The organism is Pantoea sp. UBA6567, from assembly GCF_002434165.1.
In the GTDB taxonomy this organism is placed as follows: Bacteria; Pseudomonadota; Gammaproteobacteria; order Enterobacterales; family Enterobacteriaceae; genus Pantoea; species Pantoea eucrina.
On sequence record NZ_DJJN01000006.1, the window covers coordinates 940,616 to 956,913 of the forward strand.

17 protein-coding genes and 1 pseudogene are annotated in these 16,298 nt (G+C 54.7%); 6 read left to right on the forward strand and 12 right to left on the reverse strand.

Annotation, left to right across the window (positions count from 1 at the left end):
* Positions 1 to 100 precede the first annotated feature (100 nt).
* The 4 genes and pseudogenes from cspE to B4M48_RS10505 form a co-directional block, all read right to left on the reverse strand.
* Positions 101 to 310 (reverse strand): transcription antiterminator/RNA stability regulator CspE, encoded by a 210-nt coding sequence (gene cspE, locus B4M48_RS10490; protein WP_021510024.1) that lies wholly within the window; start codon positions 308 to 310, stop codon positions 101 to 103.
* An 84-nt stretch (positions 311 to 394) separates the two neighbouring features.
* Positions 395 to 466, reverse strand: a pseudogene (locus tag B4M48_RS18040) (DUF2627 domain-containing protein); the annotation flags it as partial.
* A gap of 514 nt (positions 467 to 980) precedes the next feature.
* Positions 981 to 1,982 (reverse strand): MBL fold metallo-hydrolase, encoded by a 1,002-nt coding sequence (locus B4M48_RS10500; protein ID WP_071668875.1) that lies wholly within the window; start codon positions 1,980 to 1,982, stop codon positions 981 to 983.
* A 19-nt stretch (positions 1,983 to 2,001) separates the two neighbouring features.
* Positions 2,002 to 2,277 (reverse strand): YebO family protein, encoded by a 276-nt coding sequence (locus tag B4M48_RS10505; protein WP_039384776.1) that lies wholly within the window; start codon positions 2,275 to 2,277, stop codon positions 2,002 to 2,004.
* 208 nt (positions 2,278 to 2,485) lie between these two features.
* Between B4M48_RS10505 and B4M48_RS10510 the strand changes: the two genes are divergently transcribed.
* Together B4M48_RS10510 and B4M48_RS10515 are read left to right on the forward strand one after the other, a co-directional pair.
* Positions 2,486 to 2,725 (forward strand): YobH family protein, encoded by a 240-nt coding sequence (locus tag B4M48_RS10510; RefSeq protein WP_039384778.1) that lies wholly within the window; start codon positions 2,486 to 2,488, stop codon positions 2,723 to 2,725.
* A 142-nt stretch (positions 2,726 to 2,867) separates the two neighbouring features.
* Positions 2,868 to 4,244, forward strand: coding sequence for an MFS transporter (locus tag B4M48_RS10515; RefSeq protein WP_071668876.1), 1,377 nt, complete (start codon positions 2,868 to 2,870; stop codon positions 4,242 to 4,244).
* Between the two features lie 68 nt (positions 4,245 to 4,312).
* On the opposite strand, the gene htpX is transcribed toward B4M48_RS10515, so the two are convergent.
* The 4 genes from htpX to B4M48_RS10535 all read right to left on the reverse strand — a co-directional run bounded on the left by htpX (position 4,313) and on the right by B4M48_RS10535 (position 8,752).
* Positions 4,313 to 5,194 carry a protease HtpX gene (gene htpX, locus B4M48_RS10520; protein ID WP_039384837.1) on the reverse strand — a complete coding sequence of 294 codons (882 nt, stop codon included), beginning with the start codon at positions 5,192 to 5,194 and terminating at the stop codon, positions 4,313 to 4,315.
* A 220-nt stretch (positions 5,195 to 5,414) separates the two neighbouring features.
* Positions 5,415 to 7,454 carry a carboxy terminal-processing peptidase gene (prc, locus tag B4M48_RS10525; protein ID WP_039384838.1) on the reverse strand — a complete coding sequence of 680 codons (2,040 nt, stop codon included), beginning with the start codon at positions 7,452 to 7,454 and terminating at the stop codon, positions 5,415 to 5,417.
* 20 nt (positions 7,455 to 7,474) lie between these two features.
* Entirely contained in the window at positions 7,475 to 8,155 is a 681-nt protein-coding gene (proQ, locus tag B4M48_RS10530) for an RNA chaperone ProQ (RefSeq protein WP_288656635.1), read from the reverse strand.
* A gap of 96 nt (positions 8,156 to 8,251) precedes the next feature.
* Positions 8,252 to 8,752 carry a GAF domain-containing protein gene (locus B4M48_RS10535; protein ID WP_071668877.1) on the reverse strand — a complete coding sequence of 167 codons (501 nt, stop codon included), beginning with the start codon at positions 8,750 to 8,752 and terminating at the stop codon, positions 8,252 to 8,254.
* 217 nt (positions 8,753 to 8,969) lie between these two features.
* On the opposite strand from B4M48_RS10535, the gene yebS reads away from it, so the two are divergent.
* The 3 genes from yebS to rsmF all read left to right on the forward strand — a co-directional run bounded on the left by yebS (position 8,970) and on the right by rsmF (position 14,316).
* Positions 8,970 to 10,214 (forward strand): membrane integrity lipid transport subunit YebS, encoded by a 1,245-nt coding sequence (gene yebS, locus B4M48_RS10540; RefSeq protein WP_071668878.1) that lies wholly within the window; start codon positions 8,970 to 8,972, stop codon positions 10,212 to 10,214.
* The gene (locus tag B4M48_RS10545) at positions 10,183 to 12,816 is read left to right on the forward strand and encodes a PqiB family protein (protein WP_039384848.1); all 2,634 of its coding nucleotides are present in this window, start codon (positions 10,183 to 10,185) and stop codon (positions 12,814 to 12,816) included. Before yebS ends, B4M48_RS10545 begins: the two co-directional genes overlap by 32 nt.
* A 75-nt stretch (positions 12,817 to 12,891) precedes the next feature.
* A complete protein-coding gene (rsmF, locus tag B4M48_RS10550; protein ID WP_039384850.1) occupies positions 12,892 to 14,316 on the forward strand; it encodes a 16S rRNA (cytosine(1407)-C(5))-methyltransferase RsmF in 1,425 nt (474 codons plus the stop codon).
* Positions 14,317 to 14,512: 196 nt separating this feature from the next.
* Here rsmF and B4M48_RS10555 read toward each other — a convergent pair whose 3' ends face one another.
* The 3 genes from B4M48_RS10555 to B4M48_RS10565 all read right to left on the reverse strand — a co-directional run bounded on the left by B4M48_RS10555 (position 14,513) and on the right by B4M48_RS10565 (position 15,329).
* On the reverse strand, positions 14,513 to 14,680 hold the full coding sequence (locus tag B4M48_RS10555) for a hypothetical protein (RefSeq protein WP_166713891.1): 168 nt from the start codon (positions 14,678 to 14,680) through the stop codon (positions 14,513 to 14,515).
* Positions 14,681 to 14,847: 167 nt separating this feature from the next.
* Positions 14,848 to 14,985, reverse strand: coding sequence for a hypothetical protein (locus B4M48_RS10560; protein WP_158086430.1), 138 nt, complete (start codon positions 14,983 to 14,985; stop codon positions 14,848 to 14,850).
* A gap of 137 nt (positions 14,986 to 15,122) precedes the next feature.
* A complete protein-coding gene (locus tag B4M48_RS10565; protein WP_039384852.1) occupies positions 15,123 to 15,329 on the reverse strand; it encodes a hypothetical protein in 207 nt (68 codons plus the stop codon).
* A 202-nt stretch (positions 15,330 to 15,531) separates the two neighbouring features.
* Here B4M48_RS10565 and B4M48_RS10570 point away from each other — a divergent pair, with 202 nt between their 5' ends.
* The gene (locus tag B4M48_RS10570) at positions 15,532 to 15,702 is read left to right on the forward strand and encodes a hypothetical protein (RefSeq protein ID WP_039384855.1); all 171 of its coding nucleotides are present in this window, start codon (positions 15,532 to 15,534) and stop codon (positions 15,700 to 15,702) included.
* A 106-nt stretch (positions 15,703 to 15,808) separates the two neighbouring features.
* Here B4M48_RS10570 and B4M48_RS18065 read toward each other — a convergent pair whose 3' ends face one another.
* The gene (locus tag B4M48_RS18065; RefSeq protein ID WP_419721727.1) at positions 15,809 to 15,985 is read right to left on the reverse strand and encodes a hypothetical protein; all 177 of its coding nucleotides are present in this window, start codon (positions 15,983 to 15,985) and stop codon (positions 15,809 to 15,811) included.
* Positions 15,986 to 16,298 lie beyond the last annotated feature (313 nt).

Here is a 16,298-nt window from a genome sequence, read left to right on the forward strand (position 1 = left end):
CTGAAGCAGGAGTAACAAAAAGCATAAAGAAAAGCCCCGCTCAGAGAGCAGGGCTTACGATTCGTTTCAGCAGGTACAGTGACCCGGGCTGAGCGGAAAATCAGATAGCGGTAACGTTAACCGCTGCAGGACCTTTCTGGCCATCCTGAATTTCAAACTCAACCTGCTGGCCTTCAGCCAGAGTTTTGAAGCCGTTACCCTGGATAGCAGAGAAGTGTACGAACACATCTTTGCTGCCGTCAGCAGGAGTAATGAAACCAAAACCTTTAGACTCGTTGAACCACTTAACCTGACCTTTAATCTTTGCCATTTTGCAAATTCCTTTAAATGTTTATTTTGCCCGAAGGCAGTATTGCAGAGAAACAGAGACGTTACTGAATGAGGCACTAATTTAAGGTTCGGCAAGGAAGCGGTATTCAACGTCAACGTCTTTACTCAAAACTTCTTTACTGAAGATGCCATGCATAAACAGAACTGTACCTCGTTTGACCCGCTGATGGTTATCACATATCCGCTAAATAATGGCAAGCCATTTTTAAACAGTGGTCGACTTGTCGCACATTATTATCCGGGACCCCTGCTCCTTCGTGGTGAAACAGGAACCGCAAACACCTGATGGCGCACAAAATCCTTGATGACCAGCGTTTTTCTGCAGCAACGTCAAGCGCAGCGGCAGGACATGAATTTGCGTTAAGTGCCAGACGCTACGTTAAACGTGTTGCACTATTATGGCAGACAAAGATTATTTCTCTCTGCAGTGTAAAATAACAGCGCCTGCTTCTCTTAATGCACAAGGTGTACAATTAAACCCGCGGAGTACAGGTTATAAAACGCTTTTGCACCAAAACCGGGAAAATTATTATCCGGCTGCTCCGGATATAATCATTAACCTGCTGAACTTATCTGTTATTTTTATAAGCACGCTAATCCGGACAGGTTAAGAAAACTGTACACCTTATTCATTACCGGTGAGAAAAATCTCATTCAATATCCGCCAGCGTCCGGCTCTCCCCTATTCGCCACGGGCTGAACCGTCCGGCCAGAGGCGTCCCGGCTGCGTCCAGCACACGCTGCAGTTCAGCAGGAGGCGCATTCAGCGACTCATCAGCCAGTTCATAAACACCCCAGTGTATAGGTATTGTTAATGGATGCCCGGCATACTGCCATAAGTCTGCGGCGTGCTGCGGGTTCATGTGCTGGCTGCCCATGAACCATTCTGGTGCATACGCGCCAACCGGCAGGGCGGCCAGATTAAACGGCCCCAGCCGTTGCACAATCTGCAGCAGGTTATCGCTGTAACCGCTGTCGCCGGAAAACCAGAAGTTGAGCGTGCCGCAGCGCACTACCCAGCCACACCATAGCGAGCGATTGCGATCCCACAGCGTGCGCATACTCCAGTGGCGCGCCGGCACAGCGGTAATGCTCAAATCCTGACTATCCGCTGACTCCCACCAGTCCATCTCGGTGACGTTGCGGGCCCCCCGCTTCCGGCACCATGCGCCCAGGCCAAGCGGTACTATCATCTTTACCTCCGGAAAACAGCGCAGCAGGCGCTTTATCGTGCCCCGGTCAAGATGATCGTAGTGGTTATGTGAAATCAGTACATAGTCGAGCTGCGGCAGCCGGGTCACATCAAGCGGTGAGGGTACCCGGCGTTCAGGACCGGCAAAGGGCAGCGGCGAAGCGCGCGGTGATAAAGCCGGGTCAATCAGGATATAGCGCTGCTTAAGGCGCAGCAGCAGCGCGGCGTGACCCAGCCACCAGATGCGATCGTCACTGCCGCTCAGGTCGGCGGGCTGATACCAGCGAGCGCTGAAATCAGCATAGCCGCTGGCAGGCGGCAGCGGGAGATGCTGCGCTTTACGTTCACGACGCCAGCGCTGTAAATCACCCGGCTTGCGCTGTTCCCCTTCAGGATTGCAAAACCCGTCAGGGGTATGGTGTGCTTTTGAAGCGTCGTACCAGGGATTTCTGCGGCTCATGCCCTCTCCATTTTTACTCTCAGCGCTCCGGGATCAGCCGGATAAAATCGCGTGAAGCCGTGCCTTCGTCATCCTGCACAGCGGATGACATTTCTCCCTGCGCCTCCGCAATACGGCGCAGCAGCGCGGTCTGTTTTTTCTGCTCTTCCACCAGCATTTCCAGCAGCTGCAGATGCTCGCTGGCACGCACGCTGGCGCGATTAACAAAAAACCAGACGATAAAGGCCACAAGAATAATGAGCGCCACGATACCATAGTGCAGCAGCGGGCTGGAGTTTGCGGCTAATTCGTTCATAACTGCCTCGGGTAACTATCAGTAAGGATTTAACGGCGCTAATTCTACCTGTTGCGCCAGGAAAAGATATCTTCTGCAACCAAAGCAGTTGCCTGCCGCAGCGCTTTCAGCTATCTCCGATCGTATTAACGTGTAAAGCACGGCATGGTACGCCTGTCGCGCTTATTGCCAAACGGATGCGGCGCGTTTTCAATTTCGGGAGATAATAATGAAATATTTTATTCGTCTGGTGATGCTGTTCGCCCTGCTGTGGCTGGCGCTGCTCTTCACCGGCTATGGTGTTCTGACCGGCAGCGCTGAGAAAGCAGCCGGTCTTGGCCTGGAGTGTAACTACCTGACCGCACGCGGCATGATGACCGCCCGTTATCTGCATAGCGACAGCGGAATTGTCGGTGTAACGGCCTGTCCGCTGCTGAAAAAAAGCGGCGATGTCATTGATAACCAGTAACCCTTCCGGGCTCAGCGTGAGCCCATTTTGATTTTCGCTATGCCGGCATCAGCGAAATAGAGGTTTTTCACGCCTGCGGCGATGCTTTCCGGCGCTAAATTGATTAGCATGATGATATTTACTCCCTTTACTTACCACTATTATGCCTTCAATTGCCCCTCAGGATGGACTTCCGCTACCGCAGCGCTATGGCGCAATCATCACGATTGCGCTGGGTATTATGATGGCGGTACTCGATGGCGCTATCGCTAACGTAGCGCTGCCGACGATAGCCCGCGATCTCAGCGCCAGCCCGGCTGAATCAATCTGGATAGTTAACGCGTATCAGATCGCAATCGTGATCTCGCTGCTGTCGCTCTCCTTTCTGGGAGATATGCTGGGATACCGCCGTATCTTTCAGGCCGGCCTGATCCTGTTTATCGCGACATCGCTGTTCTGCGCCCTCTCCTCCACGCTGACGACGCTAACCGTGGCGCGCGTACTGCAGGGATTTGGCGGCGCCGCGCTGATGAGCGTCAACACCGCGCTAATCCGGATTATTTATCCGCAGCGCTTTCTTGGACGCGGCATGGCAATCAACTCACTCATTGTGGCGGTCTCCAGCGCCGCCGGCCCCACTATTGCCGCAGCTATTCTGGCCGTGGCCAGCTGGCAGTGGCTCTTTTTAATCAATATCCCGTTTGGCCTTGCCGCACTCTGGCTGGCACTGCGCTTCCTGCCTGACAATCCGCAAAAAGCGCGCCAGCAGAAGTTTGATATTCCAAGTGCGGTGATGAACGCGCTCTTTTTTGGGTTACTCATCACTGCACTGAGCGGCTTTTCGCAGGGGCAGCCAGCCAGCCTTATCGTGGCCGAACTGGCGGCGCTGATCGTTACCGGTATTATCTTTGTGCGGCGTCAGCTAACCCTGCCGGTGCCCTTGTTACCGGTTGATCTGCTACGTCTGCCGCTGTTCTCGCTCTCCATTGGCACCTCCGTCTGCTCTTTCTGCGCGCAGATGCTGGCGATGGTATCGCTGCCGTTTTACCTGCAGAACGTGCTTGGCCGGGATGAAGTGGCAACCGGGCTGCTGCTGACGCCGTGGCCGCTGGCAACAATGGTGATGGCGCCGATTGCCGGACGTCTGATTGAGAAGTATCACGCCGGCCTGCTGGGTGGACTGGGGCTGGCGCTGTTTGCCGCCGGGCTGTTTCTGCTGGCCATGCTCCCGGCGCAGCCTGCTGATGCAGATATCATCTGGCGTATGATGCTGTGCGGTGCCGGTTTTGGCCTGTTTCAGTCACCCAATAATCACACCATTATCTCTGCTGCCCCGCGCAACCGCAGCGGCGGAGCCAGCGGCATGCTGGGCACCGCCCGGCTGACAGGACAGAGTGCCGGTGCCGCGCTGGTGGCTCTGATGTTTAACCTGTTCAGCGACAGCGGCACGCACGCTTCTTTGATCCTTGCCGGTGGCTTTGCTTCCGCTGCTGCTGCGATAAGTCTGGTGCGGATGACCCAGTCACGCGCGCCAGCCTGACGCTATCCGCACGCAAATAAAAAAGGCATCACCAGGGTGATGCCTTTTTTTTTCGTCGCCTGAGCGGATTATTTCAGATACTGCCCGCTGCGCAGCGCTTCGATGCGCTTATCAAGCGGCGGGTGAGACATAAACAGCTCGCTGAACGACTTGTTTTTACCGTTGATGCAGAACGCCATCATGCTGCCTGGCTCCTGCGGCTCGTAGCTGGTTTTCAGACGTTGCAGCGCGGCGATCATTTTTTCACGGCCAACCAGTTTTGCCGATCCTGCATCAGCGTGAAACTCACGGTGGCGTGAGAACCACATGGTAATGATGCTGGCGAGGATACCAAAAAGCAGTTCCAGCACCGTTGCAACCGCAAAATAGACCAGCGGATTACCGTTGCTGCTCTCTTCACCATCGCGGTTGCCGGACAGAAAGCCCGACGCAACCTGCGCAATAATGCGCGAGATAAAGATAACAAAGGTGTTCACAATGCCCTGAATCAGGGTCATGGTGACCATATCTCCGTTGGCGATATGCGCGATCTCATGCGCCAGCACGGCTTCAGCCTCATCGCGGCTCATGTTTTGCAGCAGACCGGTTGAGACAGCGACAAGGGACGCATCACGGCGCGCACCGGTCGCAAAGGCATTGATATCGGGCGCATGATAAATCGCGACCTGCGGCATCGCAATGCCAGCCTGCTGCGCCTGGCGACCCACGGTCTCCATCAGCCAGCGCTCGGTTTCATTACGGGGCTGTGCAATCACCTCCCCGCCAACGGAGCGTAGCGCCATCCATTTGGACATCAGCAGTGAAACGAACGCACCGCCAAAGCCAAACAGACCCGCCATAATCATCAGGCCCTGAACACTGCTTGACTGGATTCCTGTCAGACTCAGAATGAGTCCGAATACCAACATCACCGCCAGGTTGGTGATCAGGAAAAGAGCAATACGCATCATAAATGTTAATCTTCCTCAGTTGTTCACGCGCTTGTACGCGGATATATATCCTATGTTCATTGCGCGGCTTTTCAAGCGACCTTAATCTTTAAGTGCCTAAAAAAACAAAACTTTACATTCCACTCTGGCGATCGATTGCAAACTGCTCAGACCACTTATTTAGCGAGTATAGTGTAAAAAAAAACACCGCCGTAGCGGTGTTTTGTGACCGGCTTCAGGATTACTTCGCCGGAGTGGCAGCGGGCTGAGAAGAGGCCAGCTGAGCCAGATCGTTAGCGATCTTCACCGTCTCATCCAGATAGGGATCGGGCTCTTTATAATCTTTTGGCAGCGCCTCAAGATTCTTAAGCGGCTTTTTACCTTCCATCTGATAACGCGCGTTAATACGCTCCAGACGAAGCGCGTCCTCTTCGTGACTCTCTTTCTCACGCTGGGCAAGATTGAGCGACACGATATTGCGTTTATCTTTCATCGCATTGAAACGCGCAATATCTTTCATGATGTACTGAAACTCACGATCCTGCGCAATGCGATCGGCATGAGACTGCGTCAGCTTCGGCACCAGCGCGGTGATATCACCGGTTTTGGTATAGGTTGCCGCATTAATGCTGTCCCACGGCAGCGCGTTATCTTCAAATTTTTCGCCGGTCTCTGCCGCTTCAACGCCGGTTGGCATCAGCAGATCGGGGGTTACCCCTTTACGCTGCGTGCTGCCGCCGTTGATACGATAAAATTTCTGAATGGTATATTGTACGGAACCCAGCGCAGGCCACTCCGGACGCAGCATCTGATCGTAAATGCGGTTCAGAGAACGATACTGCTGTACGGTTCCCTTGCCGAAGGTCGGTTCGCCAACAATCAGAGCCCGGCCATAGTCCTGCATCGCCGCGGCAAAGATTTCCGAAGCTGACGCGCTGAACCGGTCGACCAGCACTACCAGCGGACCTTTGTAGTAAACAATGCCGTCGGTATCGCTGTCTTCACGCACCCGTCCATTGTTATCCCTGACCTGAACCACCGGGCCACCCGGAATAAAGAGTCCGGAGAGAGAGACCGCTTCAGTCAGTGCACCGCCGCCGTTGGTTCGAAGGTCGATAACGACGCTGTCCACATTTTGCTTTTGCAGTTTCTGCAGCTGCACTTTGACATCGTCAGTCAGACCGACATAGAAGCCCGGAATATCCAGCACGCCCACTTTTTCTTTGCCGACGTTATGCACCGTGCCTTTAACTGCCCGATCTTCCAGACGGATCTTTTCACGCGTGAGCGTTACGGTCCGGGTTTTGGTGCCTTTACCGGCAGGCAGGATCTCAAGACGCACTTTGCTGCCTTTAGGTCCTTTGATTTTCGATACCACATCATCCAGCCGCCAGCCGATAACATCCTCAACAGGCTTGCCTGGCTGACCCACGCCGACAATGCGATCGCCAACGGTAATCGATTTGCTTTTTGCTGCCGGACCGCCAGCGACCATAGAGTTGATGACCGTGTAGTCATCATCCATCTGCAGCACGGCACCAATCCCCTCAAGCGACAGGCTCATCTCGGTGTTGAACTGCTCAGTATTGCGTGGGGAAAGGTAGTTGGTGTGGGGATCGATCTCATGAGCGAAGGCGGTCATTGCCAGCTGGAAGACATCTTCACTGTTGCTCTGAGCCAGGCGACGGATGGCAAAGTTGTAGCGCTTGGTCAGCGTTTCACGGATCTCTTTGTCATCTTTGCCCGCCAGCTTCAGGCTGAGCTCATCATATTTAACTTTGGCGTCCCAGAGCGCGTTCAGCTCTGCGGTGCTCTTTGGCCATGGTGCTTTCGCCCGGTCAATATCAATGGTGTCATTGCCACTGAAATCCATCGGACGATCCAGCACCGTCAGCGCATATTGATAGCGCTCAAAACGGCGTTTTTGTGCCAGGTTATAGAGCGCGTAAAACAGATCCAGCTTGCCGCTGCGCAGCTCGTCGCCGAGCGTGGTTTTTTTGTCCGCATATTGCGCAACGTCTGATGCCAGCAGCACGTTATGGCTGTAATCCAGCAGGTTCAGATAGCGATCAAAAATCTTTGCTGAGAAATCCTGATTCAGATCGAACTGACGGTAGTGAGAGCGGGTAAAGCGCGATGTAACCCGCTCACTGACCGTGGGATGCTGCGCTTCTTCATGTAACTGCGGGATCTGGTCTGCACGCGTGATATTGTCTGCGGCAACGGAGGGGCCTGCCAGCAGCAGGCCCGCGATCATACCGATCTTAAAAAAGCTGTTCATGCCAGGGTCGGGCCTCCGTTTCAGAACTGCAAGTGTTCTGCGCGCACAATCATTGCCAGGCCTGAAGCAAGCTGTACCCGAACGCCATCTTTAGTGATTTCAAGAATGGTGGCGTCCATAGCACTTTTGCCTGCTTTGACTTTAATATTCTGGCCTGGCTGCAAAGCTGAGGTGTCGGTAACGGGTTTTGCCCGCGGCGGACGTGGTGCGGCGTTGCGTTCTGCAGCACCGGTGCGTGGCGTCTGAGGGCGCGGCTTGCGCGGCGTATCACCTTCAGCCGCTTTACGCGGTGCTGGCTTACGCGGACGACGCTCTGAACTCTCCTCTCCTGCCTCGCGCTTCTTCGCCCGCTGCTGCTCACGCTGCGCCTGAACGCGTGCCTTTGCCTCTTCCAGCTGCTTCCGCGCATGCTCTACGTGCTGCTCATCCAGTACGCCACAGGCGTTGCCATCGAGATCGACACGCGTTGCGCCGGCTTTGATACCGTAAAGATAACGCCAGCTGGAGGTATAAAGACGCAGAGCTGAACGCAGCTGCGTTTTGCTCGGACTATTTTCGCCCTGAACGCGCTCGACCAGATCCTGAAAGATACCGATTTTGAGCGGACGCGCTTCACCTTCGGCGCTAAAGCAGTGCGGAAAACGTTCCGCCAGAAAGGCGATGACTTCTTTACTGCTATTCAACTTAGGTTGATTTTCCATGAAATTTCCTGATTACAACGGATTTGCCGACCAGAGCGGGCATGAACAGGCGACATTATAATGACAACATCGCCAAATGCCATGCAATCCAGACGATTAGCTATGCGACAGCGCAATAAATTTTTCGATGTTGCTGTTCGCCAGCACCTCACAAAGCCCGTCGGCAAGGGCTACCAGCCCTGCTTCATCCTCACTGTCAAAGCGGGAATAAAGCGTACTGTCGATATCAAGAACGCCTGCCAGCAGGCCGTTCACTTTCAGAGGAATCACGATTTCTGCGTTACTGGCGGCGTCGCAGGCGATATGACCGGGAAACGCATGAACGTCATCCACGCGCTGCACGCGCTCTTCAGCCACTGCCGTACCGCAAACGCCTTTACCTGCCGGAATACGCACGCAGGCAATCTTGCCCTGGAACGGACCCAGGACCAGCGTATTCTCTTCAGTCAGCAGATAGAAGCCTGCCCAGTTAACCCCCTCCAGACGCTCAAACAGCAGCGCACTGCAGTTAGCCAGCGCGGCAAGAAAAGAGGTTTCGCCCGCCAGCAGCGCCCGGGCATCACGATTTAATTCCTCGTAAAAGGCTTTTTTGTTCATTGATCAACCATAATTCATCACTGAGAGGTATCAGTTTTCCCTCAGTTGTTAAAATAAGCACTAATAATCCAGCCCAACAAGGTGAATCATTGAATAAGTTGCTATACCCTTAGCACGCTATGATTGAGACTGATCTCGTACCACAAGATAGTGCAGGCTGCACGTTCTGTTCAGACTGCCGGCAACCGTAACGAATGATGGGCCACTCGCGTCACTTATGAAAATTCACGCTATCAGCCAGAGCTTGCCCCACGCACGTTATCAGCGTTGCCCCCAATGCGATACCCTTTTTTCCTTACCGGATGTGAAATCGCATCAAACGGCTTATTGCCCGCGCTGTCATGCCAAAATCCAGAATGGCCGTGACTGGTCAATGCGTCGTCTGACCGCGATGGCAGTGACAATGCTGGTGCTGATGCCCTTTGCTTTCAGCCTGCCACTGGTTGAAATTCGCTTACTTGGCATGCGCATAAACGCCAGTCTGCTGGAAGGCGTATTGCAGATGGCGCAGCAGGGCAACGTGCTGACGGCCGCCATGGTCGCGTTTTGTACAATCGGGGCTCCGGTGACGCTGGTTGCCGGCATCAGCTATCTGTGGATTGGCAACCGGCTGGGCATGAATCTGCGACCGGTGCTGCTAATGCTTGAGCGGCTGAAAGAGTGGGTGATGCTGGATATCTACCTGGTAGGTATTGGCGTCGCCTCTATCAAAGTTCAGGATTACGCCTCGCTGGCGTTGGGTTATGGTCTGGTCGCTTACGTAGCTCTGACCCTGTTAAGCCTGCTCACTATTATTCATCTTAATGTGGAAGAGCTCTGGGAGCACTACTATCCCCAGTCCATCCCAACCGCGCCGCCAGAGCGCTGGCAGGTGTGCCTCAACTGTCATCACACCGGCATGCCCGATGAGCGTGGTCGCTGTACCCGCTGCCACACGCCGCTTGATTTTCGCCGTCGCCACAGCCTGCAAAAATCCTGGGCGGCGTTAATTGCGTCGATCGTGATGCTGATACCCGCCAACCTGCTGCCGATTTCCGTGGTGTTTGTAAACGGTTCGCGGCGTGAAGACACTATCTTTTCCGGTATCCTCGGGCTGGGCTCAGGCAATATTCCCATTGCTGCGGTGGTGTTTATCGCCAGTATCCTGGTGCCTTTCACTAAAGTGCTGGTGATGCTGACGCTGCTGCTCAGTATTCACTTCAAATGTGAACAGGGGCTGAAAACCCGCATCCGGCTGCTGCGCGTGGTGACCTGGGTGGGACGCTGGTCGATGCTGGATCTGTTTGTTATTGCTTTAACCATGTCGCTGGTCAATCGCGATCAGCTGCTGGCTTTTACCATGGGACCTGCCGCGCTTTACTTCGGCGCAGCGGTAATCCTGACTATTATGGCTGTTGAGTGGCTGGATAGCCGCCTGATCTGGGATGCACATGCAACAGGAAACGCCGACTACACCGACTAGCGCAACCGTGCGTAACAAACGCAAGTTGTCGCCATTCTGGCTTTTGCCCATTATCGCCCTGCTGATTGCCGGCTGGCTTTTATGGACCAATTATCAGGAGCGCGGTACCACCATTACCATCAACTTCCAGACGGCGGACGGCATAGTGCCGGGCCGCACGCCGATTCGTTATCAGGGCGTGGAGGTCGGTACTGTGCAGGGTATTGAGCTGAGTGATGATTATCGCAGCATTCGTATCAAAGCGAGCATCAAAAGCGATATGCGCGACGCCCTGCGCGAGAATACGCAATTCTGGCTGGTGACGCCAAAAGCCTCCCTGGCCGGCGTCTCCGGGCTTGATGCGCTCGTGGGCGGTAACTACATCGGTATGATGCCTGGCGATGGTAAAGAGCGCGACCATTTCACCGCGCTTGATACGCAGCCTAAATACCGGGTCAATACCGGCGAGCTGCTCATCCATCTGCATGCGCCCGATCTCGGTTCGCTTAATACCGGCTCGCTGGTCTACTACCGGAAAATTCCGGTGGGTCACGTCTATGACTACAGCCTTAATAGCAATACTGATGGCGTCACCATTGATGTGCTGATCGAGCGGCGCTTTATCAATCTCATCAAAAAGCAGAGCCGCTTCTGGAATGTTTCCGGTATTGATGCAGATGTCAGCCTGAGCGGCGCGAAAGTGAAGCTGGAGAGTCTGGCCGCGCTGGTAAACGGCGCTATCGCGTTTGATTCACCCGATAAAGGCGAACCGGCTGAGAGCGAGCAGAACTATCAGCTCTATCCGGATCTGGCACACAGCCAACGCGGCGTGCTGATTAACCTCGATCTGCCTGATGGTAACAACCTCAAAGCCAACAGTACGCCTCTGATGTATCAGGGGCTGGAAGTAGGCACCCTGACAAAACTTACGCTGCTGCCTGACGGCAAAGTCTCTGGCGAACTGACGATTGATCCCTCAGTGACCGGCCTGATGCGCAGCGGAACACGTATTGAGATGCGCGCACCGAAACTCAGCCTCACTGACACCAGCCTGAGCAGCCTGCTCACCGGTAACACGCTGGAGCTGGTGCCCGGTGAGGGCGAACCGCAGGACCATTTCAGCGTGCTGCCCGCCAGCGAAACGCTGCTGCAGAAACCGGATGTCCTGACGGTACAGCTTAGCGCGCCGGAAACCTACGGTATCGATGCCGGCCAGCCCCTGGTGATCTATGGCATGAAGATTGGTCAGGTGATCTCGCGCAAACTGGATGAGAACGGCATCAATTTCGTGGTCGCGATTAACCCTGAATATCGTCAGCTGGTGCACGCTGACAGCAAGTTTATCGTCAACAGTCGCCTGAACGTAAAATTTGGCCTTGATGGTATGCAGGTGCTGGGTGCCAGCGCACGTGAATGGGTGGATGGCGGTATTCGTCTCGATCCCGGCGCAAAAGGGAAAGCCTCCAGCCGCTACCCACTCTATGCAGACGCCGAGCGTGCTGCTGAAGGGATCACCGGCGATCAGCCGCCTGCCACGCTGACGCTGACGGCAACCAGCCTGCCGGACGTACAGGCAGGTTCAGTAGTGCTCTACCGTAAGTTTGAAGTCGGTGAAGTGGTCGACGTGGTGCCGCGTGCGGATGCGTTTGATATCTTAGTGCATATCCAGCCGCAGTATCGCAAGCTGCTGACCAGCGAAAGCGTATTCTGGGCCGAAGGTGGCGCAAAAGTGCAGCTCAACGGCAGCGGTCTGACCGTGCAGGCGTCGCCGATTAACCGGGCGCTGAAAGGCGCCATCAGCTTTGACAATCTGACCGGTGCACAGGCGAAAAAAGGCGTTAAGCGCGTGCTCTATGCGTCAGAAACCGCAGCGCGCGCCGTCGGCAGCCAGATCACCCTGCACACCTACGACGGCAGCAAGCTGGCGGCAGGCATGCCGGTGCGCTATCTCGGTATTAATGTCGGTCAGGTGGAGTCGCTGGCGCTGAGTCAGGATAACAATCAGGTGGTCGCTAAAGCCGTGCTCTATCCGGAGTATGTGCAGGACTTTGCCCGCACGGGCAGCCGTTTCTCAGTGGTATCGCCGGAAATTTCTGCGGCAGGCGTCAACCATCTGGAGACGATTCTGCAGCCCTATGTCAACGTCGATCCCGGCAAAGGTGCGATGGCGCGCAGCTTTGAGCTGCAGGAAAGCACAATCACCGACTCGCGTTACCTGAACGGCCTGAACATTTATGTCGATGCCGCCGAGGCGGGATCGCTCTCCCTGGGTACGCCGGTTCTGTTCCGCGGCGTTGAGGTCGGTACGGTCACCGGCACCTCGCTGGGTAATATGGCCGATCGGGTGCAGATTGCGCTGCGCATCAGTAAAAAGTATCAGCATCTGGTGCGGAATAACTCAGTATTCTGGCTGGCATCCGGCTATAACCTCGATTTTGGCCTGATTGGCGGCGTGGTGAAAACCGGCACCTTCCAGCAGTTTATTCGCGGCGGCATTCAGTTCGCTACGCCGCCAACCGTGCCGCTGGCACCGCAGGCAGGCGCCAACAAACATTTCCTGCTGCAGGATGAAGCGCCGAAAGCGTGGCGTGACTGGGGTACCGCTATCCCTGCTCCGCGCTAAACAACCGGGCAGCAAGCAGGCTGCCCGTTCTCTTTGCGCGTGTTACACTGCGCCCATCATTTGTCAGCGCGGTAAATTGTTGTGTCCAGTCGTTTTCCTGAAGAGTTCATTACCCTCATGCGTGCCAGCCTCCCTGATGAGGCTGAACTGCAACGCTTTCTTGCTATCAGCCAGCAGCCGCTGCGCAAAAGTGTACGCGTCAACACGCTGAAGATCAGCGTGGCTGATTTTCTTACCCGCACGGCGCAGTATGGCTGGCGGCTGACGCCGGTTCCCTGGTGCGCAGAGGGATTCTGGATCGAGCGCGATGATGAGAGCCTGCCGCTTGGCAGCGTGGCTGAACATCTCAGCGGTCTGTTCTACATTCAGGAAGCGAGCTCGATGCTGCCGGTGACGGCGCTGTTTGCCGCCGCGCCGGACGCACAGCAGGTTATGGATATGGCGGCGGCACCGGGATCCAAAACCACGCAGCTGGCGGCGCTGATGCATAATCGCGGCGCGATCCTCGCCAATGAATACTCCGCCAGCCGGGTCAAAGTCCTTCATGCCAATATCAGCCGCTGCGGCGTCAGCAACGTGGCGCTGACGCATTTCGATGGCCGGGTGTTTGGCGCAGCGCTGCCGGAACAGTTCGACGCCATCCTGCTTGATGCCCCCTGCTCAGGCGAAGGCGTGGTGCGTAAAGATGCAGATGCGCTGCGCAACTGGACGCTGGCCAGCACCGAGGCGATTGCGGCCACCCAGCGCGATCTTATCGACAGCGCTTTTCACGCGCTCAGGCCCGGTGGCGTGCTGATCTACTCAACCTGTACCCTTAACACCATCGAGAATCAGCAGGTCATAGCCTGGTTGCTGACACGCTATCCCGACGCCATTGAGATCCTGTCGCTGCAGGATTTGTTTGCCGGCGCAGAGGCTGCCCTGACGCCGGAAGGCTATCTGCACGTGTTTCCTCACTGCTTCGACAGCGAAGGATTTTTCGTCGCGCGTCTGCGTAAAACCGCCAGCGTGCCGGCACTGCCGGCGCCGGGCTATAAACTCGGGAAACTGCCGTTTGCGCCCGCCAGCCGAAAACTCAGCGCGGAGGTGATGCAGGCAGCGGCTAAGGTGGGCCTGCAGTGGGATGAGAGCCTGACGCTCTGGCAGCGCGATAAAGAGCTGTGGCTGTTTCCGGCCAGCGCAGAGCAGTGGCTGAATAAGGTACGCTTCTCACGCATTGGTCTGAAACTGGCTGAAACCTTTCCCAAAGGCTACCGCTGGCAGCATGAGGCGGTGATGGCACTGGCCAGGCCTGATGCATCGCTGGCGTTTGCGCTGAATGAAGCGGAAGCGGAAAGCTGGTATCGCGGACAGGATATCCATCCGGAGACACTGCCTGACCGGGATGAAGTCATCGTCACCTGGCAGCAGCAGCCGCTTGGACTGGCTAAAAAAGTGGGCAACCGCATTAAAAACAGCTATCCGCGCGAGCTGGTGCGTGACGGCCGGCTGTTTCGCTAGCAGGCTGCGGCTCATAATCTGATGGTTGAGCGTTAGTTTAACCCAACCGGCATAGTGTAATGCCGGTATGGCGTCGCCATGGAGAGCACAGCATGAAAGGCCGTAAGCAGTTTATCATTGTGTTGATTATGCTGGTGACCGGCAGCCTGCTGCTGCTGGAATCGCTGGCCCGGCTGGTGCATCTGCTGATAGTGGGTTAGCGGGTTATCAAAAATATGGCCAGCATAAAAAATGCCCAGAGACCGGTAAAGGTCATCATACCCAGCCGGCGGGTTTTTGCCTGTCCGACAATTGCACCAATAAACAGGCTGAGGATGGTCAGCGTCCCTGTCATTACCCAAAGTAAATAGTGTGTATCTGCCATTAATGATCTGTCCTGAAATATACGAAACCAGGGCATTTTATACCATTTCAGGCAGTATAACGCTGCTTTACTCTTTCCCGATCTCAGGTACAGCCAGAGAAGCGCTCATTAAAAAACCCGTATAGCGTCAGGCCATACGGGTTAACTGAGTGGTAAATACATCCCGATCAGATTCTGCGCGTGTCATCCACAGGAAGCGCGTCATCATTGGGCACAGCACCGTCATCCATGGGCAAATCTTCATCTGCACCGGGTGCCTGTCCATCATCGGGGATAGGCTGAATATCTTCTGGACGTTCTGACATATTTACCTCCTGACCCTGGGTTGGGTATTTTCAGTATAGGCACTGCTGTCTGACGCTCTGCGGCAGCCTGAGGGATATGTGCGCCAGCCGCAGAAAAAAAGATAAATGTCACACCACTCTTATTTAGCGTCTACGCGTTATTTCCCTTTATCTTCCCAGGGATCTTTCTTTTCATCTTCACTGCTGTCACGCGTACGGGGAATTTCGCCATGCTCATCCGGCGCGTCCTGAACCGGATGGTCATCCTCTTCATACGCATTTCCGGCAGAGGGGGCCGCTTCAGGCAATCCTTTGGCTACATCGCCCTCATGTTTACGCTCTTCATTACTGTTATGTTTGAACATGTTCGCCTCCTGTCATCAAGAACCTAAGTATAGGCAACAGAAGCAATGACGCCATGAATGGCGACGTCTGAGATAAAAATCTGGCCTTACAGCTGTTTTAATCAGGACGATAAAATTAAGCCAGCCGCTGCCGTCAGCGCACAGATTTATCAGCTAGGGTTAATGTGCAACGCCGGGTTGCCTGTTAATCAAGGAGTCTCTGATGAAGCTGTTTTTTAGTGGATTAATTATCTCTGCCAGCCTGCTGATGCTGGCCGGTTGTCAGCAGCCGGAACGCCCGCTGGGTCCGGATGGCCGCCCTGCTCCGCCGATGGAGCATCCGGTGCCCGGCGGGCCGATGAGTAAAGGCCCGGCAGGCCAGCCTGAAGCCTGAGCGCCTGCCAGGCGCTGGATTATTCTGTAGCCATCGGGATAGATGCTGTCGTCAGCAAAAAGTAAAAAGGCCACCCTGAGGTGGCCTTTTGCGTGGCAGAGATCGGTTATCTGTGAAGCATATCGTTATTCATTTTAAGCTTAGCTAACGTATTCATCGCCGCAGGGTTAAGAGCAACCATCGCTGTTTTACAGAATATGCACTTAGCACCCGCCGGATTCTTCTCAGAAACGTCAAATGCGGATTTGCGATACTGCGAGCCCAGACAGTGAGGGCAACGCATAGAAATTGAAACTGAAATAATTTTTATATCCTTTGGTTTAAAACGGCCTTTCGCGGCCTGTCTGTTTATTGTTAAGGGTACAGCATGACTCTTTTTTACAAAACTCACCCTTTGCTATAACAATATAGTACAAAAAAAGAGTTTTACTGTGTTTTTAAGATCGATACGGACTAAAACATCTGTAACTGAGACAGCGCAACCTGAAGTTAGTGCGGCAGGTAAACCACTTTATTCTCTGAACTTAATCAGTTAGCGGTCTGTCAGCGTCACCGCCGTCACGCTGAATTCAGACAAAACGCAGGGCGATAATGCT